Source organism: Komagataeibacter diospyri (assembly GCF_043995075.1).
Classification (GTDB): domain Bacteria; phylum Pseudomonadota; class Alphaproteobacteria; order Acetobacterales; family Acetobacteraceae; genus Komagataeibacter; species Komagataeibacter diospyri.
Genome location: NZ_CP171837.1, coordinates 160,376 through 180,812, shown reverse-complemented (window position 1 = coordinate 180,812; position 20,437 = coordinate 160,376). Strand labels below are relative to the sequence as shown.

The 20,437-nt window shown below is 55.7% G+C and carries 19 protein-coding genes; 17 read left to right on the top strand and 2 right to left on the bottom strand.

Annotated features, from left to right (window positions below; all coding sequences use genetic code 11):
* The first annotated feature begins 143 nt into the window (after window positions 1–143).
* Window positions 144–1,076: a LysR family transcriptional regulator gene (locus ACE2AA_RS17220; protein WP_395372302.1), complete on the top strand. Its 933-nt coding sequence runs from the start codon at window positions 144–146 to the stop codon at window positions 1,074–1,076.
* A gap of 53 nt (window positions 1,077–1,129) precedes the next feature.
* On the opposite strand, the gene ACE2AA_RS17215 is transcribed toward ACE2AA_RS17220, so the two are convergent.
* The gene (locus ACE2AA_RS17215) at window positions 1,130–2,188 is read right to left on the bottom strand and encodes an SDR family NAD(P)-dependent oxidoreductase (protein WP_395372301.1); all 1,059 of its coding nucleotides are present in this window, start codon (window positions 2,186–2,188) and stop codon (window positions 1,130–1,132) included.
* A gap of 50 nt (window positions 2,189–2,238) precedes the next feature.
* A complete protein-coding gene (locus ACE2AA_RS17210) occupies window positions 2,239–3,207 on the bottom strand; it encodes an NAD(P)-dependent oxidoreductase (protein WP_395372299.1) in 969 nt (322 codons plus the stop codon).
* A gap of 263 nt (window positions 3,208–3,470) precedes the next feature.
* Here ACE2AA_RS17210 and ACE2AA_RS17205 point away from each other — a divergent pair, with 263 nt between their 5' ends.
* The 16 genes from ACE2AA_RS17205 to ACE2AA_RS17130 all read left to right on the top strand — a co-directional run bounded on the left by ACE2AA_RS17205 (window position 3,471) and on the right by ACE2AA_RS17130 (window position 20,277).
* The gene (locus ACE2AA_RS17205; RefSeq protein ID WP_010516117.1) at window positions 3,471–4,409 is read left to right on the top strand and encodes a cupin domain-containing protein; all 939 of its coding nucleotides are present in this window, start codon (window positions 3,471–3,473) and stop codon (window positions 4,407–4,409) included.
* 254 nt (window positions 4,410–4,663) lie between these two features.
* Window positions 4,664–4,993, top strand: a complete 330-nt coding sequence (locus tag ACE2AA_RS17200; protein WP_395372297.1) for a hypothetical protein — start codon at window positions 4,664–4,666, stop codon at window positions 4,991–4,993.
* 897 nt (window positions 4,994–5,890) lie between these two features.
* Window positions 5,891–7,324, top strand: a complete 1,434-nt coding sequence (locus tag ACE2AA_RS17195) for a cytochrome ubiquinol oxidase subunit I (RefSeq protein ID WP_395372295.1) — start codon at window positions 5,891–5,893, stop codon at window positions 7,322–7,324.
* 3 nt (window positions 7,325–7,327) lie between these two features.
* The gene (gene cydB / locus ACE2AA_RS17190; protein ID WP_395372293.1) at window positions 7,328–8,347 is read left to right on the top strand and encodes a cytochrome d ubiquinol oxidase subunit II; all 1,020 of its coding nucleotides are present in this window, start codon (window positions 7,328–7,330) and stop codon (window positions 8,345–8,347) included.
* The gene (locus ACE2AA_RS17185; RefSeq protein ID WP_395372292.1) at window positions 8,334–8,483 is read left to right on the top strand and encodes a DUF2474 family protein; all 150 of its coding nucleotides are present in this window, start codon (window positions 8,334–8,336) and stop codon (window positions 8,481–8,483) included. The genes cydB and ACE2AA_RS17185 overlap by 14 nt, the downstream gene beginning before the upstream one ends.
* Before the next feature lie 55 nt (window positions 8,484–8,538).
* Window positions 8,539–9,051 carry a nitrate reductase associated protein gene (locus tag ACE2AA_RS17180; RefSeq protein ID WP_395372291.1) on the top strand — a complete coding sequence of 171 codons (513 nt, stop codon included), beginning with the start codon at window positions 8,539–8,541 and terminating at the stop codon, window positions 9,049–9,051.
* Between the two features lie 23 nt (window positions 9,052–9,074).
* A complete protein-coding gene (locus ACE2AA_RS17175; protein WP_395372289.1) occupies window positions 9,075–11,378 on the top strand; it encodes an FdhF/YdeP family oxidoreductase in 2,304 nt (767 codons plus the stop codon).
* A 14-nt stretch (window positions 11,379–11,392) separates the two neighbouring features.
* On the top strand, window positions 11,393–12,478 hold the full coding sequence (moaA, locus tag ACE2AA_RS17170; protein WP_395372288.1) for a GTP 3',8-cyclase MoaA: 1,086 nt from the start codon (window positions 11,393–11,395) through the stop codon (window positions 12,476–12,478).
* Between the two features lie 45 nt (window positions 12,479–12,523).
* Window positions 12,524–13,153 (top strand): NTP transferase domain-containing protein, encoded by a 630-nt coding sequence (locus ACE2AA_RS17165; protein ID WP_395372287.1) that lies wholly within the window; start codon window positions 12,524–12,526, stop codon window positions 13,151–13,153.
* A complete protein-coding gene (locus ACE2AA_RS17160; protein WP_395372285.1) occupies window positions 13,141–13,383 on the top strand; it encodes a MoaD/ThiS family protein in 243 nt (80 codons plus the stop codon). The genes ACE2AA_RS17165 and ACE2AA_RS17160 overlap by 13 nt, the downstream gene beginning before the upstream one ends.
* Window positions 13,380–13,802, top strand: coding sequence for a molybdenum cofactor biosynthesis protein MoaE (locus ACE2AA_RS17155; RefSeq protein ID WP_395372283.1), 423 nt, complete (start codon window positions 13,380–13,382; stop codon window positions 13,800–13,802). The genes ACE2AA_RS17160 and ACE2AA_RS17155 overlap by 4 nt, the downstream gene beginning before the upstream one ends.
* Before the next feature lie 40 nt (window positions 13,803–13,842).
* Window positions 13,843–14,661, top strand: coding sequence for a formate dehydrogenase accessory sulfurtransferase FdhD (fdhD, locus tag ACE2AA_RS17150; RefSeq protein ID WP_395372556.1), 819 nt, complete (start codon window positions 13,843–13,845; stop codon window positions 14,659–14,661).
* 116 nt (window positions 14,662–14,777) lie between these two features.
* Complete coding sequence (locus ACE2AA_RS17145; RefSeq protein ID WP_395372281.1) at window positions 14,778–15,704, top strand: LysR family transcriptional regulator; 927 nt, start codon at window positions 14,778–14,780, stop codon at window positions 15,702–15,704.
* A gap of 100 nt (window positions 15,705–15,804) precedes the next feature.
* A complete protein-coding gene (locus tag ACE2AA_RS17140; RefSeq protein ID WP_395372279.1) occupies window positions 15,805–16,248 on the top strand; it encodes a MucR family transcriptional regulator in 444 nt (147 codons plus the stop codon).
* 322 nt (window positions 16,249–16,570) lie between these two features.
* Entirely contained in the window at window positions 16,571–18,922 is a 2,352-nt protein-coding gene (locus ACE2AA_RS17135; RefSeq protein ID WP_395372277.1) for a TonB-dependent siderophore receptor, read from the top strand.
* Window positions 18,923–19,239: 317 nt separating this feature from the next.
* Window positions 19,240–20,277, top strand: a complete 1,038-nt coding sequence (locus ACE2AA_RS17130) for an alpha/beta fold hydrolase (RefSeq protein ID WP_395372554.1) — start codon at window positions 19,240–19,242, stop codon at window positions 20,275–20,277.
* Window positions 20,278–20,437 lie beyond the last annotated feature (160 nt).

Sequence of the window (20,437 nt, the reverse complement as noted above, 5' to 3'; positions counted from 1 at the left end):
CTATTCAGGTAAGCGTCAAACGCCTCTGGCAGGTTCCGTCGCGATGGCAGTAAGATACTGATTTTGGTATCCCTGCTCTCCATTTTGGGGACACGTGATTGTAAGGCCCCCTTATATGTCGATATGAAAGAACTTGTTATCTCTTGGGGAAGCAGGTTGTGGACTATTTTACTGCGTTGCGCGTTTTCCTTCGTTCTGCCCAGATAGGAAGCTTCTCTGGGGTTGCTGCTGAACAGGGCATGGAGGTATCAACGGTATCACGCCATATCTCCCGGCTGGAGGCAGACCTCAACGTCGCGCTATTCAATCGTACGACACGTGGTCTTCACCTGACCGAGGCCGGCGCCTTGTTGCAGGAACGGGCCAGTCGTATCCTTGGTGACCTGGATATCGCCCGCGAAGAAGTAACCTTACACAATTCTTCGCCGCGAGGCATATTACGCATAAATGTCCCTGCTGCTTTCGGCCGACGGCATGTGATGCCACATATGTCGGCCTTTCTGACATCGTTCCCGGAAATCCGCATTGACGCAACATTAACGGATGCCACGGTTGATTTAATAGAAAGCGGTACCGATGTTGCGATCCGTATTGGTGCGCTCCCTGATTCTACCCTTGTCGCAAAGCGGCTGGCTGGTCAGTCACGAATTCTTGTCGCTGCCCCTGGTTATATAAAACGCGCAGGTCTGCCTGTCTGTCCTGGGGATCTGACAAATCATAGTTGCCTGTTTTTTACCGTTCAGGCAGGAAGTGCATGGTATTTTAGGCCTTGTGGCAAACCAGAGGCTCAGTTCGAAAAGCTGTCCGTGAGCGGGGCTGTGAAAGCAAATGATTCCGAAGCTCTTCTTGAAGCGACTTTGAGCGAGATTGGTCTGGCACTTTTGCCAAGCTGGCTGATTGGGGAAGACATAAAAGCAGGAAAACTCGTACGGGTTCTCGGGCAATTCGAGTGGGTTCTAGCCCCAGGAGCGGAACGGGCTATCTGGGCAGTTTATCCCCCCAAGAAAGTTGTTGCGCCGAAAGTAAAAAGTTTCATCAATTTCATGGCGCGCCAACTTAAAGACTCTCTCGGGTGATATGGGTATTACTGGGCGGCACCCAATACTCGGAACCGCCCAGCCGGTCAGCACTAGCTTACTTTTGCAGCATCTCCCCCGGTAACTGCCATTTCTGCGCCGGTCACAAGTGCGGCGGCGTCCGATGCCAGAAATACGGCCATAGGCGAGATATCTTCAGGCTGGAGCCAGCCTACGCCAAGGGGAACTGTCGGCGCACGGGCGTCCCACGTTTCCTGAGCGGTAGGATACGGCGAAACTGCCTTATTTGACTGCGCTATCGCGGCCCGGAATCTTTGTTCGTTATAAGTGAGCGCAGTTCCAACCAGGCCCGGAAGAATAGCATTGCATGTTATATTGTAACGCCCAAGCTCCAGTGCCGCTGACTTCATCAGGCCAAGGATACCCCACTTAGACGCCGAGTATGATGCACCGCTCATCGTGCCCATCCGGCCTTGCATGGAAGAAAGAAGAATCAGTCGTCCATATCTCCGTGCCACCATTTTGGGTGCGAACGCACGCACCGTATTGGCCGTACCGGTAAGGTTGTTCTGGATTTGATCCTCCCAGTCGTTGTCATCCATTTCAAGCAAGGGTTTCCACCCCTGGATAGCAGCATTCGCGACAACGCAGTCGATTTTTCCGTAGGTCCGTTCAATATGGTCGGCCGCCGCGCGGAGTTGCTTGATCTTACGAATGTCGGCAACGATCGCCTCGCCCCGGCGCCCATAAGCGCGAATCTGCGCTACCGTTTCCTCCAGTTCGGTTTTTGTTGCGGGGGCAGCATCGGCTGTCGGGCTCACTGGTCCCGCGATATCCAGTGCGATGACGTCTGCGCCATTGGCTGCGAACTCAACTGCAATGGCGCGGCCTATACCGCGAGCTGCGCCTGTAACGACGGCAACTTTGCCGGTCAGGTTTGTGCCGCGAGCCGGTTTTATCGGCCCTGCCGTTTTTTCAGGCGGCGGGACAGGGTAAGGCCCGCTGACCGGTTCCGCGACCGGGCGTTCGGATGCTGAAGCTGCATTGAGTGTAGATGCTGCCAGTCCGACCGCCGCGACGCCGCCGCCAAGCGCGAGGATGGAGCGACGGGCCGGGCTGCTCAGCGGATCATTCTGGTTTTGAGTAGGCATCAAATTATTTCCTTTCGGGCAAGTTACGGCTGGAAGTTGGCCGTCTGTAACTAGAAGAGGTCAGAAAGTCCGGGATCTGAAGGCAGCCCGGCGTCCCGGGACGCAAGGAGCCCCAGGGCTGACCAATCGAGCGTTTCCCAACCTCGTGCCATCATTGCGACCATGCGGTCTCGCACGAGGCTTGCAAAAGGCATGGGGGTTGTGGCGTGTTCGGCCTCGGTTAAGGCGAGGCGCATATCCTTGAGCGCCAGCGGTACGACCATTCCGGCGGGACGGTAGCGTTCGTGCAGGATTTTTCCGCCGTAGGCCTTATGGACTTTCGAATCAAAAAGTGAGTTCGTCAGAACGTCGAAACCGAGTTCAGCGGAAATGCCGCCCTTGCGGAGAAGTGCCAAGGTTTCTCCCATGCTTTCCAAAGTAGTTGCAATCATCACGTTTGCAGCCAATTTCATCAGGTTGGCATGACCAGGGTCATCCCCTATCAGGAAGATATGCTGACCCAGGTTTTGTATGACAGGAACTGCTGAGGCGACGTGATCGGCAGGGCCTGCGACCATGAAGAACACTTTCCGCGCCTTCGCGAGGTCAGGATTGCCAAGAACGGGAGAGGCAACGTAACCCTGACCACTACTTTGATGCAGGCCCGCCAGATGCCTTGCGATCGTGGGACTGACCGTGCTCGTCGAGACGTGAACAGCCCCTTTCTTCATGACGGTGATCAGGCCGGAATGGCCTTCGGTCACAGCAGAGAGAGCAGCGTCGTTAGGCAACGAAGAGAAGATAATGTCGCACTGAGACAGTCCGGCAAGGGAGTCAACCGGTTGTGCACCGGCGCATGCGTCCCGTTTGGTTGCATTGCGATCGAAAACAACCGTCTGGTAGCCGCAACTCACCAGATTCTGGGCAAACGCGGAACCCATATGACCCAATCCCACAAGGCCGACGCGCGGGCGTGGAGAGCCGGTCCGGGGCACGCCCGTCTGGCTCGGCGAAACAGTTGACTGCGCAGACTGATTCACTTGATTCTCCTGTCGTTCATAGACGAACCTCACTGACATGTAGGCTCGCATCGACCTCTGGATTCCGGATTGGAGGGGTCGGTAGGCGAGATCGCATAGCGTGGAAGTTCACTGACTCTCCGGTAGGACGGATGGCGCGTCGCCACCATGTCAATTTTGGCAAAAGTCATTTGCCGCGCCTTAGGTAGCGGGAGCAATGCCAGGCCGGTTATCCAGGGCATCGCGTGCCCTTATCTGGCTCCGCGACAGAATGGAGAGCAAAAATGGATAGTCTGGTGATTGATCCCGGGACCGACGCGCGTGATACCGTCGCCCAGGGACAGTTCTATGAATATAGCAAGGCCGCCAATCCGATCCGGCCGACCTTGACGCCGCGTGTTCCCTACCACTTCTTTTCTCCATCGCTGTATGCGGGCGGAGAAAGTCGGATCGTTCCCCTTGATCTGAGCACAGCTTTGAAGTGTCCGGGCCCGGCAACAGGCCCCGGCCTGCTGGCAAGTTTTGTCCGCATCAACGCAGGCGATACGATCGAAATGGAGCCGAATGCGACATCGATCGTGTTCTATGTCATCCGTGGCCAGGGGCGCGCCGTCAACGGTGATGTTGCGTTCGAGTGGAGCCATGGCGACTTCTTCGCTGTTCCCGCGATTGACGGCGTCATGCTCACAGCCTCGTCTGACGCTGCGCTTTATGCAGTACACGATGCGCCGCTGCTGACCTATCTTGGTGCGCGCGTTGATACGGCCCGGTTCCGCCCGGTTCTGTTTCGGTCCGCGGATGCGAACCGAGAACTTGACCGGGTGAGGCGCTCACCAGCGGCTGCGGAGCGGAGCCGTATCAGCGTTCTGCTCGCCGCCGAAGAGTTTCCATTGACGCGGACCGTTACGCATACCCTTTGGGCGATGTATGGGACGATTGGTGCGGGTACCGAACAGAAGCCGCACCGCCATCAGTCGATTGCTTTGGATTATATCGTCGAGTGTGAGCCGGGCTGCTATTCCCTGGTTGGCACCGAGCTCGACGAAAACGGCCAGATCAAGGACCCCACGCGGGTAGACTGGGAATCAGGATGCGTTTTTGTAACCCCGCCGGGCTACTGGCACGCGCACTTCAATGAATCCGGTGCTGAGGCCCGATTGATTCCAATACAGGACGCCGGCCTGCAGACGTATCTCCGCACGCTGGATATCCGGTTCGCCTGAGGCCTGGAATGCGCAAGGAAGTCACATATTCTATTGCGCATCTTTCTGACTTCTTCAGCGGGAGGGTCTCAGGTCAACGCTGTTGCGCTCTCCCGTCCGTCATCTTTGCCGCGGCATCTTCTCTATGAGCATCTGGGGGTAATCGGAGTTACCGACACGATGGGCACCGCTGAGACAAGCGCAATATCGTGATTGCGACACGGTATCTTGGAACATTTTCGTGACTGGTCGGCCCGTAAAAAATGAAAATGGACATGAAAGCCTTCTGGATATTGAGTTTGGTTATGTTCCTGACTGGCTGCACATGGCCTTCAGATGTCGATCAGGCCTATGATCGGCGCCTGGCCCAAAATCATTTCAGGCGTCTGTCATCTGACGATTTTCATGCCCAGTCATGGGCAAAATCCATCGAACCAAACACGTTGCAGATGATGCTTCAGAACGGAACCCCGGTCTACGTGTTTTACGATACCCATGTCTGTCATTGTGCTTTCGTTGGAAATAATTCGAACTATCTTCAGGTAGAGGATTTTTCCCGGGCAGAAACGGCAAAGACCCAGCCGGAGTCGACGTATGTCCAATAGCTTATATTAATATATTATAAAAGTTATTAATATAAGTTATTTGTGGTTATGATTAATATAATACGAAAAGTTTGTACCTATCAAAAGCGGTATGCTCGGATAGACTCAATAAATAACCAAAATATTTGAAGCCGTTTGTACGAATATATTTCTAAGATGAATTCATTATCAAATAAAAACTTTCCTTATCGGCTATTTCACGTGCAGGGTTTACGATATGTGACTGACTGTCAGCCGCTAATGGAATCATGTATGTGATCGATATCGGTCTTCCGATGCGTCCAGAGAGTTTAAATCAGACAACAACCTTCACAGTCTCTTGGGTAAACTCAGGTACTGTTGTCGTAGCGCAATGCGTTACGATCGTCACACTCGCACTTTCCCCGACCATTTTACTGCGCACTTACCATCATCTTTTGGATGCGAAAAAGGTTCTGACATTCATGTATGAAGGAGGTTGAGATTCCGATTGTGATGCTATCAAACAGGCATCTCTATTCAATTCCATATGATCAGGAATGCAGACATAACACGTCTACGGAAGAGATCTGCCTCGTCTGCATCATGTTCAGAATGAATAACCGGAGCGGCCAATGAGGGCGTTTTGCGCCTAAGAACCTAAGATCTCCGCCAATATCTTATGATAAGATGTTAATATTTTCCGATCGTCTATATCCAGATATAACTATACAGATCGTATAAATGATGCGGTTATAAACGCTGTTTATGATCTTATGTATAATCTCTCTTGGACGTCATACGTCAGATTGATCTACTACCTTTTCCATGACACCGGGGCACGCAGCGGCTTTTCTGGCCGGTTCATTGCTTACGGGGCCACTATGCCGAGAATTTATTTGTATTTTCTTCTCTCGTCATAAGTTTTGGAAAGTATCGATGCAGTACGCACATGATCCAGCGCTCCTTCTGGCACGCTTTCAGTTCGCCTTTACCGTAGGCGTCCATATCATCTTTCCAGCCTTTTCAATTGGACTGGCAGCCTATCTGGCGGTTCTGGAAGGGCTGTGGCTCAGGACCGGACGATCTGTATTCCTTGATCTTTACCGATACTGGATCAAGGTCTTCTCCATTGTCTTCGGCATGGGCGTCGTGTCGGGACTGGTCATGTCGTATGAATTCGGCACGAACTGGTCGATCTTTTCCAAAAAGGCCGGGCCGATTACGGGCGTGCTCCTGTCCTATGAGGTCATGACCGCCTTCTTTCTGGAAGCAGGCTTCCTTGGCGTCATGCTGTTTGGCATGAACAGGGTGGGACGTGGGTTGCATTTTGCGGCCACATGCTGCGTATCGGTCGGCACCCTGATTTCCATGACATGGATACTTTCCTCCAATTCATGGATGCAGACACCGCGTGGTTATACCATCGACCCCGCCACGGGCCGGTTCATGCCCGCTGACTGGCTGGCGATCATCTTCAACCCGTCCTTCCCGTTCCGTCTGGTGCATATGGGACTGGCGGCCTTCCTGTCGGTGGCCTTCATTGTGGGGGCCACGGGGGCGTGGCATATGCTGAAAGCCCGCAAGGCAGGAAAGATTTCCAGCGAGCCGGTGCGGGTCATGTTCTCCATGGCCATGTGGATGGCGGCCATCGTAGCCCCGCTCCAGATCCTTGCAGGTGACGCGCATGGCCTGAACACGCTCAAATACCAGCCGGTCAAGATTGCTGCGATGGAAGGGGACTGGGTCTCGGAAGATCATGCGCCCGAACTGCTGTTCGGTATTCCCAACATGAAGACCGAACATACGGATTATGCCGTCAAACTGCCGCTGGCCGGATCACTGATCCTGACGCACAGCCTGAACGGCAAGGTGCCGGGCATGAAGGACTTTCCGCGTGACCAGCGGCCGCCATCACCGGTCATCTTCTTCTCTTTCCGCATCATGGTGGCCCTTGGCATGCTGATGATGCTGGTGGGGCTGTGGTCGCTCTGGCTGCGGCGGAACAGCACGCTGTTCACCAACCCGCTCTTCCACCGTGTCGCACTCTGCATGGCGCCTGCCGGCTTTCTGGCCCTGCTGTGTGGCTGGATCACGACGGAAGTCGGCCGCCAGCCCTGGACCGTCTATGGCCTGCTGCGCACGTCTGACAGTGTATCGCCGGTTGCCCTGTCCTCCATGGCGTTTTCGATGACCGCGTTCGTGGTGGTCTATGTGCTCGTGTTTGGCTCAGGTCTGGGCATTCTGGTGCGCATGCTGGGCCGCGCCCCACAGGAAGGCGAGCATGATACCCCGCCATCCCACGCGACCGAAATTCTGGCAACCCGCATGCATCCGGGCGTGATTGATCCCTCTACTGGCAAAGGAGCCTGAGGCATGATGGACTTCGCATACTGGCTCCCCATCATATGGGCCGTCATTCTGGTGGCCGCCATCTCGATCTATGTCGTGCTTGATGGCTTTGACCTCGGGATCGGGATGCTGTTCGCACTCGAACGCCACCCGGACCGCCGGGATGTAATGGTCAACACCATTGCCCCTGTATGGGATGGCAACGAGACATGGATGGTGCTGGGCGGGGCCGTGCTTTACGGCGTCTTTCCCGGTGCCTACGCCACCCTGCTGCCCGCCTTCTACCTGCCGATCGTGCTGATGCTGCTGGCACTGATCTTCCGCGGCGTTGCGTTCGAATTCCGCATCATGACGCGTGACACGGGACGGGAAGGGATGTGGAATGCCGGTTTCATGGCAGGCTCCGCCATCGCCGCTTTCTGTCAGGGGGCAATCCTCGGCGGGGTGGTGCAGGGGATCAGGGTTGTTGATGGCGCCTTTGCCGGTGGCCCGCTCGACTGGCTGACCCCGTTCAGCATCCTGTGTGGCCTGTCCGTCATGTGTGGTTACGCCCTGCTGGGTGCAACGTGGCTGATCTGGCGCACCACTGGCGTGCTGGAGGCATCATGCCGCCGCTGGGCCGCCCGGCTGGCCGTGGGCCTGTTCATCGGCATCATGGCGGTCAGCCTGTGGACACCGCTGCTGCATGCCCCCTACCTGCGCCGCTGGACCGACTGGCCCAACATCGCATTCGTTGCCCCCGTGCCGGTTCTGGTAGTCGTGTTGGGAGGGCTGTTTATCATGGGGTTGCGCAGGGGGCACTCGAAGGGGCCGTTCCTGTGCGCGCTGGGCTGGTTCTTCCTGTGCCTGTCCGGGCTAGGCATTACGGTATGGCCCTATGCCGTGCCGCCGAGCCTGACGCTGTGGGATGTATCATCTCCGCCATCCAGCCAGTTCTTCCAGCTGATCGGCACCGCCATCCTGCTGCCGATCATCCTGACCTACACGATCTATTCCTACCACGTCTTTCGCGGAAAGGTGACGGAAACCGATGAGTATCACTGAGATTGTCCAGGGCAACGGAGATGACGCACCACCGCGTACCGGTGCACGGATCGCATGGTTCGTGGCGATCTGGTCGCTGAGCACCTGCGCATTTTTCGGGGCGGCGTCGCTGCTGCACCTGATCGTTCCCCGGTAAACCGGGCGGCATGGCTGCCCGATATTCCCCTCCCTTCAATACGGGATCTGGTCCAATGCTTTTTGACTTTGAACGTGACTTCGCAGGGTCGCTGCGGTGCATTCCGATGATTGCCCGCCAGAAGCTTGATATCGTTGGCATCAAACTGAGCCTGCGGCAGTGGAGCCGGTTTACACGCGAGGAAAGGGGCCAGCTGGCCGATCTGCCGTGCGAAACCGTGTCCGAACAGGCCGCCTATCGCGCACTGGTCGTCCACCTGATCGCAACCCGCAGTGACGAGCCGCTACGCCACCTGGTAACACGCGGGCTGGAAGCCTGGAGCGACGCGGACCACATGCCTGATGCGGTCAAGACCCAGGCACAGGCTGATGGCATAGCGCCACCCACAGCCACGCAATGGGCAACCCTGCAGCCGCTTCAGCGATTTGCCCTGGTGAAGCTGGCCCGCTCGAAGCATGAAAACGAAAATTTCGTGCCGGCAATGCGGGAGTTTGGCCTGCTGCATGATGCAGGTGCTTCCACCAGTCCCACAGCCATATCGCGTGCCTACACACGCCTGCCCAACTGAACAATGCCGAGAGGGTCGAGATCATGAGCAACGAAAAAACGCCTGAATACAAACCCTATCATCATCCGGCAGGTGGGTGGGGTGCGGCCGGGGCCACCGCAAAAGTGCTGATGGAACAGAGTGTTCTGGTCAAGGGATCACGCGGGCTGTTATCCATGAACCAGCCGGGTGGCTTCAAGTGCCCCAGCTGTGCATTCCCTGACCCCGATCATCGCAAGACGCTGGAGTTCTGTGAAAACGGGGCCAAGGCGCTGGCGCATGAAGCGACAAAGGGACGTGTGACGCGGGAATTCTTTGAAAAATACACCGTCACCGAACTGATGCAGAAAAGCGATTACTGGCTGGAAATGCAGGGTCGCCTGACCGAGCCGATGCGCTACGACGCTGACAGTGATCGCTACGTGCCGGTGGCATGGGATGACGCGTTCGCCCTGATTGGCAAGCACCTGCGCGCCCTCGACAGCCCGCATCAGGCGGAGTTCTATACATCGGGCCGCACGGCGAACGAGACCGCGTTCCTGTATTCAATCTTCGTGCGCGAATTCGGCACCAACAATTTCCCCGACTGCTCGAACATGTGCCACGAGCCGACCAGCCGTGGCCTGCCGCCTGCCATCGGCATTGGCAAGGGCACGATCGTCATGGGCGATTTCGAGCATGCCGAGGCGATATTCGTGGTGGGGCAGAATACGGGCACCAATTCGCCGCGCATGATGACCAACCTGGTGGAAGCCCGCAAACGCGGCGTACCAATCGTCCTGATCAACCCCATGCCGGAGCGCGCGCTGATCCGCTTTACGGAACCGCAGGACATGCTGCAGATGGGCACGTTCGGCTCGACCCCGATTTCCAGTGAATTCGTGCATGTGCGCATCGGTGGCGATCTTGCCATCTTCAAGGGCATGATGAAGGCGCTTTTTGAGGCCGAGGCGCGCGGCGAGAACGTGCTGGATCTTGACTTCATTCACGAACACACCGCAGGCATCGAAGCCCTGCGTGATGATGTCATGGGCTGTAGCTGGGCGGACATCACCCGTATCTCGGGCATAACCGAGGCACAGATCCGCAAGATCGCGGATATCTACATGAAATCCAATGCTACGATCATCTGCTACGGCATGGGCCTGACGCAACATCAGGAAGGATCGCGCCTGATCCAGCAGGTGGCCAGCCTGCTGCTGCTGCGCGGCAATTTCGGCAAGCCCGGAGCCGGCATCGCGCCGATCCGTGGCCATTCCAACGTGCAGGGCGACCGCACGGTGGGCATTGATGAAAAACCGACCCAGGCCTATCTGGACCGCGTGCGCGATGTGTTCGGCTTTGAACCGCCGCGCGAACATGGGCACCACGTGCTCGAAGCGGTCGAGGCCATGGAAGCGGGTACCGCCAAGGTATTCTTTGGCATGGGGGGCAATTTCATCCGCGCCGTGCCCGATACGGATCGCTCCTATGCTGCCATGCGCAACCTCAACCTGACGGTTGGCGTGGCGACAAAGCTGAACCGGGGGCATCTGGTGCATGGCAAGGATGCGCTGCTCCTGCCGGTTGTTGCCCGCTCGGAAATCATCCGCACCCAGGCTGGCGAGCAGTTCGTGACCATTGAGGATGCGATGGCAAATGTTACAGCTTCACGCGGGGTGTTCGAACCCGTGAGCGAGCAGGTGCTGCCGGAGACCGAGATCGTCTGCCGCATGGCCATGGCGACACTGCCCGACTCCCGCACGCCATGGGCGGATTACATGGTCGACTACTCATTGATCCGGGACAGGATTGCCGATGTCTATCCTGAAATCTATGCGGATTTTTCCGAAAGGATCAGGAACCCGCATGGCTTCCACCTCGACATCCCGCCCCGTCGCCGCGTGTGGAAAACACCCAATGGCAAGGCGAATTTCCTCGTGCTGCCGGGGCTGGAAGTTGATGTGCCGGTCAAGGATCCGGCCATGCTGCGTCTGGCGACCATCCGTTCGCACGATCAGTATAATACGACCATCTACAGCAACAGTGACCGTTACCGTGGGGTGTACAATACCCGTCTTGTCATCTTCATGAATAAAGAGGACATGGCCGAACGCGGTCTGGCGAATGGTGATGTGATCGGGCTGGAAACCTATAGCGATGACGGGATCAGGCGCTATGTTGATGGGCTGAACGTGCTCGACTACCCCATGCCGCGCGGTGCCATTGCCGGATACTACCCGGAACTGAACCCGCTGCTGCCGCTGGACTATTTTGACGAGATCAGTGGAACGCCTGCGGCCAAATCCATTCCGGTCAGGGTGATGGAAAGTGTTGCATCCGCGCCGCCCATCCGGATCGCAGGCTGACAGGGCAGGCGGCCATGGATGACGATAACAACAGTTGCGCGGCCCGTCCCGCGCTACCCGTCGACAGGCTTGGCCGCCCGCTGCGTGACCTGCGCATTTCGGTCATGGATCGGTGCAACTTCCGGTGTCCCTATTGCATGCCTGAAGCCACCTATCACGAGGGCTTCCGGTTTCTTGGCCCGAAGGAACGGCTGGATTTTGACGAGATCGAACGGGTTGCGCGCATGGCCGCCGAACTGGGGGTAACCAAAATACGGCTGACCGGCGGGGAACCCCTCCTGCGGCCTGGCCTGCCCGATCTGGTCCGCCGCCTGAGCGCCCTGCCGGGCATTGAGGATGTGGCGCTGACAACCAATGGCGTGCTGTTGCCCCGTTTTGCGCCAGCACTCCGTCAGGCAGGACTGCGGCGCGTGACGGTCAGCCTTGACAGCCTTGATCCGGCCGTGTTCGCCCATATGAGTGGCGGCAGGGGCAACCTGCCCGCCGTGCTGAAGGGTATTGATGCTGCGCGTGCCGCAGGCTTTGAAGGCGGCGTCAAGATCAACACCGTGGTCCAGCGGGGCGTGAATGATACGGGCGTGCCAGCCATTCTGGAGCGCTTTCGCAATACGGGTGTAACGGTCCGGCTTATCGAATATATGGATGTGGGCAATCGAAACGGATGGGAGCGTGCCGATGTGGTGCCTTCCAGCGAACTGCGTGCCCGTATCGCGACACTCTGGCCCCTTGAACCGCTACCGCCCCGCTATCGCGGTGAGGTGGCCCGCCGTTACCGCTATGTGGACGGGACAGGGGAGATCGGGTTCGTCTCGTCTGTCAGTGAACCGTTCTGCGGCGTGTGCTCGCGTGTCCGCCTGTCTTCCGACGGCAAGCTATACACCTGCCTTTTCGCAACGACTGGCACGGATCTGCGCGCACTCCTGCGCGGAAATGCTGGTGATGCCGAAATTGATGAACAACTACGCACAACCCTGTCACGGATCTGGTGCCATCGGGCGGATCGCTACAGTGAGGAACGCACGCGCCAGCCGACATTATTGGTCAGCGGGGAACAGGCATCCCGGCAGGAAAAAATCGAAATGCATTATATCGGGGGATGACATGGATTTCCGGCGCACACCCCAATATTCACCAGGGCACAAGCCATGACAGCGTTACTGTACGGGCTGGTCCTGGCCGGTGGGGCAAGCCAGCGCATGGGCCGGGACAAGGCGGCCCTGCCTTATGGTGGCCGCCCGCAGCTTGCCCGCGCTTTTGACCTCGTGCAGCGGCATGTAGGGCGCTGTTTCATCTCGATACGTGCTGATCAGCAGTCTGATCCGCTCCGGGCGTCCTATCCCTGCATTATGGACAGGCAGGAGATAAAGGACAGGCTCGGCGGCGGCCCGATGGTTGGCGTACTCTCCGCTCATGTGGCTTGTCCGGATGTAGCGTGGCTGGTCATTGCCTGCGACCTGCCTATGCTTGACGATACGACGCTTGCCGTCCTTGTTAACGAACGCAACGCGGATTTGGCCGCCACGGCCTATGTAAGCGAAAGCGACGGAGCGCCCGAGCCACTCTGTACGATATGGGAACCCGCAACGCTGGCCGCCCTGCACGGCCAGGCAGCAGGCCAGACTGTTCGGCCGCGCCGGATACTCGCCCGTTCGGCGGTTCGTCTCCTTGAAGTAGAAAAAACAGGTGCGCTGGAAAACGTCAACGCGCCAGATGAACGCGAGCGGGTACTGAAATACTTTGAATGTTCTGAACAGGACGTAAAATGCCAGACATAGAGTTACAGTATTTCGCCCAGCTTCAGGATGAAGCTGGGCGGGCATACGAAAGACGACAGACCCCGGCCCCCACGGCCGCAGCACTCTATGACGAACTTCGTGAAGCCTATGGCTTTGCACTTGAACCGGCCCGCATGCGGGTGGCGATCAATTCGGCATTTGCGCCATGGGAACAGCCATTGTGCGAAGGCGATCATGTTGCCTTCATTCCGCCGGTGACGGGCGGATGAACGACTTCATCATGGCGGATGCGCCGGTGGATACCAGCGCCCTGCGCAGGGCGCTCCTTGTTCCTCAGGCAGGCGGGTTCTGCTCCTTTGAAGGGTGGGTCAGGCAAACGAACGAAGGTCGCGCCGTTTCCGGGATTGATTACAATGCTTTTGTTCCACTTGCCCTGACGGAAGGGCAGACCATCCTTCAGGAAGCAAAACAGCGTTTTGAAATCTGCCGTGCAACCGCCATCCATCGGACCGGCTATCTGTCCATAGGCGAAACGGCGGTATGGATTGGTGTCTCCGCAGCACATCGCGATGCGGCTTTCGATGCCTGTCGTTACATTATCGATGAGATCAAGCAGCGCGTTCCGATCTGGAAACATGAACATTACGCGACTGGAGAGACCGGATGGGTGCCGTGCCACACCCTATGACCATTGAACAGTGCCCCCTTCGATGCCTGAGGCTGCCGTGATGTCCGCCCTTTTCTACCCGTTGGACGTGAGTTCCCTGTCGCGGCCGGATGAAACATTCAGCCTGAACGTGGCGGAGGAAGTGCCGGTCAGTCTCCTGTTCAACGGAATTTTTCCGTATGGCACGATGATGATGACGCCCGCGGACCTGAAAGATTTCGCCTATGGGTATTGTATAACTGAACAGATCGTTGGTTCAGCTGCAGATATCCGTTCGGTGAACATTGTAAAGGTGAAAGACGGCCTGACCCTTGATATTTTTATCAAGGGCAGGGCGCTGACGCAGCTCATGCGCCGTAATGTCCGCATGCAGACGGGTCATTCGAGTTGCGGCATATGCGGCAGCGAGACCGTGCCGGAACATGATGCGGTAGCGGCGGTGCCGTTGGAGGATGGGCCGAGCCTGTCTGTGGTAGCAATACGCAACGCATTGCATGAACTGCGGAAGTGGCAGACGCTGAACGCCGCGACACGCATGGTGCATGCAGCCGCATGGGCAAATAATAATGGCAATATTCACATGATCCGGGAGGATGTGGGGCGACATAATGCGCTCGATAAACTGATCGGTGTGCGTGCCTGCCATCCCGAAGTTTTCCACGAAGGTTTCTGTCTGCTGACAAGCCGGTATTCATTTGAGATGGCGCTCAAGACCGTGCGGGCAGGTATCGCTGTTGTGGTCGCAATTTCTGCCCCGACCTATCGGGCGTTCCGGACGGCCGAAACAATGAACCAGACCCTGATCGCCATTGCGCGACAGGACGAGCAGACGCTGTTCTGCGGCGGAAATCGTCTTACCGGATCGTGTCCCACATCCTGAACAAATAAAAATTTCCCTTATTCTGCTCGTTCCGGAATGCGGAGAAAAATATCACATCCACAGAAAAATGATCGCGGCATTAGGCTGGCGGTCAGCAAGTAGTCGCGGAGTATGACATGTTTCTCAAGCAACTGTACTATCTTCGGGAGATTGACAAATTCAAGAGTTTTTCGACGGCGGCGGCTGCATGCAACGTATCGCAGCCATCCCTTTCGCGCGCCATACGTGTCATGGAAGAAGAGCTCGGCGTTGTTATTGTTGACCGGAAGAGGAAAGTTTTTGGTCTGACGGCGGAAGGTGTCCAGATCCTCAGATGGGGACATGAAATTTTGCGAGGCGTTTCAGAAATCCAGAATGTCGTCTCCCTATCTCATGAGAAGCTGGCAGGCACAATTAAAATCGGCGTCGTTCCAACCGCAGTTCACGTCATTCCTCTTCTTATGGACCTAGTGAAGGATCATGTCGGGGATTTTATCTGTGATGTTCTGGTTCTATCTAATGCAGAGATCCTTGAAAAGCTAAATGTAAAGCAGATGGATATCGGGATCATGTATTGTGAGGAATGTCCCAAAGCACCGGCCTTTGTCATGCATGAACTTTATAAGGAAAGACAGGTTCTAGCTGGCGCTAAATCTTACGATTTCCCTCCCGGCGATGAGATTAGCTGGGAAGCCGCAGCACAGTTTCCCCTGGCCTTACTCAGCCGGAGCATGCGTTGCAGGCAATTTGTCGATGTGGGGTTCCAAACTGCAGGCGTAAAACCGGTTGTCCGGCTTGAGACCACTTCTCTGGAACTAATTCATGCTGCGATCATGAAGGGAACGCATACGACAATATTACCTCTTTCATCTTTTCCATTAAGGGTGCCTCCTCATGGAAAATTGCAGATACGACGCCTTTCCGGGTTCTCTGCTGGCTCAATTGGTCTGGTGAGACTGCATGAATCTCCGCTGCCGTCTTTCGTGGGAGAGGTTTGGAAAATCATTGTGAAAATAGATTTTGAAGGACAACTGGATGATCTCTGCCGTTCAGATCCATGGTGAATCAATATACATATAAACTCAACATTTATATTGTTATGTTTCTGTATAAATATCGTGATACCGAGAATTTCCACTTTGCAAAACGCGTATGGAGCATCTGATGCATGATCACCCCTTATTGGCTCACGATCATAGGAACGATCTTCGGAGACAGACGGTCAATATCGTTTTGTCATATATAAATAACAATAAAATATCGTCAAATGGTATTGGTCAGTTGATCAGATCTGTATATGACGCCCTCAATGGAGAGCAATTGGGAAAACATGAAAAAGAACCAAAAAAGAAACCGGCCGTTCCTATTGGTAAATCAGTGTTCCCAGAATATATTATCTGCTTGGAAGACGGTACAAAGCGTAAAATGCTAAAGCGTTATCTCCATACCGTTTACGGAATGACAGTAGATGAATATCGTGAACGGTGGGGGTTGCCCCAGCACTATCCCATGGTTGCACCAAATTATGCAATACGACGATCATCTATTGCACGGGTGGCGGGGTTTGGTCGCTCAGTTCGAAATCACAATGATGATAATATAGAGTAAAACGTCTAATAAATTTCGATTAGCGGTCGAGTTTCGTCACCCTCGCGGTAGCGAGATTTCGTTGTTTGCTTGCTTCAATATTCGCGTAATTTTTTCGTTCTAAACGGACGCTGCTCGGCCTTGGTACGCATTGGGCATAGGTGTCATATTCCGGCAACACCTGTCGTTCATATATATGCGTATATATAAATATATACAGATATATATAGACAAGCACGGTTGAAGAATGGAAAAACCCTGCATATGCCATTTATTCATATCATGGATGAACTGTATTATGCGTCGTTGTTATAATGCGTTTTTCATCACCGGAACGTCAGGCTTGGTTTTACTAGCAACCACCGCATTGGCGGCACCACCAGTTTCTGCCTCGATGGGTGAGTCTGGCAAGCTGGTCTCCGTGAAGGGGACGTCCCAGTCTCATGCCAGACCGTTTGAAAAAGAACCGGCGGATCATGGATCTCACGCGGCAACGGCGGGTACAGACGTGCCCATAGCCGGGATACTCGACGGGTCTAACGGCGAAACGATAACGGTCCATGGTCATCACGCAGCAGATGGCACCGGCGCCAAATACATGAACAAGAACATCTATCTCGGCCCGCTGGGCAACCGGGATACGCTGGATACGCCCTATTCCGTGATGGGTGTGACGCATGACGTGGTGGTCAACCAGCAGTTACGCAATATCAATGATATGGCCTCGTTCCTACCTTCGGTACAGCTGGAAATCCGCGGTGACCCGAACACATCGCGCCCGCAGTCCCGCGGCTTTGAAGCTGATGTTGTTTCAAACTCCCGCCTTGACGGGCTAAACGTGGTCTCCACCACGCCGTATCCGGCGGAATGGGTGGATAACCTGCAGGTTCTCAACGGTCTGGCCGGGGCCATGTACGGGCCCGAAAACCCGGCTGGCGTGTTTGAATATACCCTCAAGCGCCCGACCAACCGCCGTACCGAACGGCTTTCGGTCGGTGTGGATTCCATCGGCACGCCAACGGTCAATGGCGATATTTCGGGCCGGATTGGCCGCAATGGCTGGTTTGGCTACCGCCTGAACATGCTGCACGCCAATGGTTCGGCCTATGCGCCGGGCAGCTGGATCCGGCGTGAGATGGTCAGCGCCGACTTTGATATCCATGTGGATTCTAAAACGGTCATCGAAATTGATGCAAGCCACTATACCTATGATGAGCGCGGCATGGCGCCCGGTTTCGGTATTTCTGCGGGCACGGCTGCCAACCCGACCGGTATCGGCGGCGCGAAGTTGCCCGAAGCACCGGATCTAGGCAGGAGCTTGGCTCCTGACTGGAGCGGGTACAACATGGAGACCAATACCTTCCTGGCCAAGATCAAGCACCAAATCGACAAGGACTGGAGCTTTACGCTGGGTGGCCTTTACCAGGATGCCATGCGCCAGTCCTTTGGCATAAGCGATACACTGAGCGCGACCCAAGGGTTTGAGGGCGTCTATACCGCGAAAGCCACAGCAACAACGACGGCGGATGACTTCCGCGTTGGTAGTAACATGGCGTATTTCAACGGCCGTGTTCATACTGGTCCCCTTACGCATGACCTGGTCATCGGCACCAATGGTTACATGATGGGGAATTACAACCCGACAACCGCGCTTACATCGGCACAGAGTCTTGGTACATACAACATGTATGGTGCGGCCCCCACCAATGGCACGCAGCCCTATTATAGCGGGCGTTACAAATCCAGCAGTATCATGAGCCAGTCCTTCATCATTGGCGATACGATGCGGATCAACAAGCACTGGTCGGTCATGGGTACGCTTGCATGGAGTTGGATTGACCAGAAGGGCGCGCTCAATGCCACAAGCCCGCTCAAGAATACCTTTGAGGCCAATGCGACGTTCAGCCCGACGGCCAGCCTGATCTACAAGCCAACCCAGAACCAGACCCTGTATTTCACCTATGGCCGTTCGGCTGAAGCAGGGCCGGTTACCCCCAACAGCAAATACTATACCAATACCAACATTGCCCTGCCTGTTGCGCATTCGGAAGAATATGAAGTCGGCTACAAGCTGCGATACCAGAAAATGCAGTTCAACGTTGCCGGATTCCGTATGACGTCACCTTACGCAATGTATATTCCTGCGGCGGACGGCACCTGTTCGGGTGGTACTACTTGTCAGACTTATGAATATGGCGGGATGCAGCGCAATTACGGAGTGGAAGCCCAGATTTCGGGTGAAGTACTGCCCAACCTCTCCGTTCTCGCCGGCATGACCTGGCTGGATGCGGAATTGGTCAACAGCAAGACCGCTGCTTACAACAACAAGGAAATCGTGGGAGCCGCGCCGCTGCAGGCCAATCTGCTGCTGGATTACCGCCTGCCGGCTTCGCTGGGTTCATTCGCTTCGGGCTGGGCCTTCAACGCCAGCGTCCATTACATGGGCAACCGCGCGGCCAACATTACCAACACGCTGCATACCGGTTCGTACACCACGCTGGATCTGGGCACGCGCTATGCCTTCCACGTCTCCCGCTTCCCGTGGGTCGCGCGCTTCGGGGTGAGCAATGCCACGAACGAGCGCTACTGGGCCTCGGTCTACACAGGTGCCCCCAGCGGCACGTCGGGTGCAGCATCCACGCTGTATGCGGGACTGCCACGAGTTTATCACTTTACCCTCTCGCTGGAGTTCTGACATCGTTTGCCGGGTCGTCGGCAGGTCATGGTCTGTGGCGGCGCGGATGCAGCCGAAACTTCCACGAGTAGTAAGCCTGCGAGCAATCTTTCGTCCGATCCATACTGAGAGATCGCACCCGGTACGTGTATGAAATATATTATGGACAGGTAATTGGCCTGTATAGGGAAAGCCGTCCTGCATGCAGCGTTTTGAGAGGGATCATCTTCTTAAATCGAGTCTGTTTGTTTCGGTGTGATTTGCCGCAAGAACAAGGGTCGTACGAGGTGGCCAAAATTCGTTAAAAACGCGTGCTACTGCTGTCCAAGGATAAACATATGATCGTTCGGTTATACCAGATATTACGGTCTACTGTCCTGTCTGCCGCCTTCCTGCTTGTGTTATGCAGTCCCGTTTGTGCGGGGGGCCAATTGCGGCAGGAAGGCGCGGCTTACGGACCGGAACTAGAAGGCTTTGACTATCCTTGGCCAGTTGAAAAATTCACATTTTTCTCCCAGCGCCAGACGGTGACGATGGTCTATCTGGATGTGCCTGCGGGTCATCCGAATGGCCAGGTTGCCGTCCTGCTGCACGGTAAGAATTTCTGTGCTGCCACGTGGGAGGGGACCATCCGTTTCCTGACCGCCCATGGTTACCGTGTGATTGCGCCGGATCAGATCGGCTTCTGCAAATCTAGCAAGCCTCAGACCTATCAATTTAGCTTTGGACAACTGGCACGCAATACGCGGGACCTGCTGGCCCATCTCGGTATCAGCAGGCCGGTTATGATCGGGCATTCTACGGGTGGCATGCTCGCCATCCGCTACGCCCTGATGTTCCCTCAGGAAGTGGGACATCTCGTCTTAGTGGACCCGATCGGGCTAGAGGACTGGCAGGAAAAAGGTGTACCCTATCGCAGCGTGGACGACTGGTACGCAGCGGAACGTAACAAGACCGCCGACCAGATTCGGACCTATGAAAAACAGGTCTATTACGCCAATCAATGGCGTCCCGAGTATGAAAAATGGGTCCAGATGCTAGCTGGCATGTATCGTGGTCCTGGTGGCGAGCTGGTCGCATGGAATTCGGCTTTGTTGTACGACATGATCTTTACCCAGCCTGTAGTGCATAACCTGCAGGATCTGAAGGTGCCTACATTGCTGATGATTGGGGACAGGGACATCACCGCAATAGGAAATGACACCGCACCACCCGCTGTGCAGCGCATGCTGGGCCGTTATCCTGAACTGGGCAGGCAGGCGGCAAGGACTATTCCCGGCGCAAAACTGTTGGAATTCCGAGATCTGGGCCATTCACCTCAGATGCAGGACCCGGCCGCGTTTCATACAGCGTTGCTGAAGGGACTGAATGGGTAAGCATCGCGTTAGAACTGCCAGTTCCGCAGACATGCGAGATATCTCCAGCCCGGTACGCTAGATTACTGGAGTGTTCGACCGGCTCACGGAATTTCATGCACAGGAAAAAAAATTATGGGCGAGGTATCATGAAAGATTACGTGGATCTCACGTGCCTAGT

Bases quoted from the DNA above. Each gene is read 5' to 3' on its own strand.
- ACE2AA_RS17215 (WP_395372301.1), bottom strand. From the start codon at position 2,188: ATGCCTACTCAAAACCAGAATGATCCGCTGAGCAGCCCGGCCCGTCGC.
- ACE2AA_RS17205 (WP_010516117.1), top strand. From the start codon at position 3,471: ATGGATAGTCTGGTGATTGATCCCGGGACCGACGCGCGTGATACCGTC.
- ACE2AA_RS17200 (WP_395372297.1), top strand. From the start codon at position 4,664: ATGAAAGCCTTCTGGATATTGAGTTTGGTTATGTTCCTGACTGGCTGC.
- ACE2AA_RS17195 (WP_395372295.1), top strand. From the start codon at position 5,891: ATGCAGTACGCACATGATCCAGCGCTCCTTCTGGCACGCTTTCAGTTC.
- cydB (WP_395372293.1), top strand. From the start codon at position 7,328: ATGATGGACTTCGCATACTGGCTCCCCATCATATGGGCCGTCATTCTG.
- ACE2AA_RS17185 (WP_395372292.1), top strand. From the start codon at position 8,334: ATGAGTATCACTGAGATTGTCCAGGGCAACGGAGATGACGCACCACCG.
- ACE2AA_RS17180 (WP_395372291.1), top strand. From the start codon at position 8,539: ATGCTTTTTGACTTTGAACGTGACTTCGCAGGGTCGCTGCGGTGCATT.
- ACE2AA_RS17175 (WP_395372289.1), top strand. From the start codon at position 9,075: ATGAGCAACGAAAAAACGCCTGAATACAAACCCTATCATCATCCGGCA.
- moaA (WP_395372288.1), top strand. From the start codon at position 11,393: ATGGATGACGATAACAACAGTTGCGCGGCCCGTCCCGCGCTACCCGTC.
- ACE2AA_RS17165 (WP_395372287.1), top strand. From the start codon at position 12,524: ATGACAGCGTTACTGTACGGGCTGGTCCTGGCCGGTGGGGCAAGCCAG.
- ACE2AA_RS17160 (WP_395372285.1), top strand. From the start codon at position 13,141: ATGCCAGACATAGAGTTACAGTATTTCGCCCAGCTTCAGGATGAAGCT.
- ACE2AA_RS17155 (WP_395372283.1), top strand. From the start codon at position 13,380: ATGAACGACTTCATCATGGCGGATGCGCCGGTGGATACCAGCGCCCTG.
- fdhD (WP_395372556.1), top strand. From the start codon at position 13,843: ATGTCCGCCCTTTTCTACCCGTTGGACGTGAGTTCCCTGTCGCGGCCG.
- ACE2AA_RS17145 (WP_395372281.1), top strand. From the start codon at position 14,778: ATGTTTCTCAAGCAACTGTACTATCTTCGGGAGATTGACAAATTCAAG.
- ACE2AA_RS17140 (WP_395372279.1), top strand. From the start codon at position 15,805: ATGCATGATCACCCCTTATTGGCTCACGATCATAGGAACGATCTTCGG.
- ACE2AA_RS17130 (WP_395372554.1), top strand. From the start codon at position 19,240: ATGATCGTTCGGTTATACCAGATATTACGGTCTACTGTCCTGTCTGCC.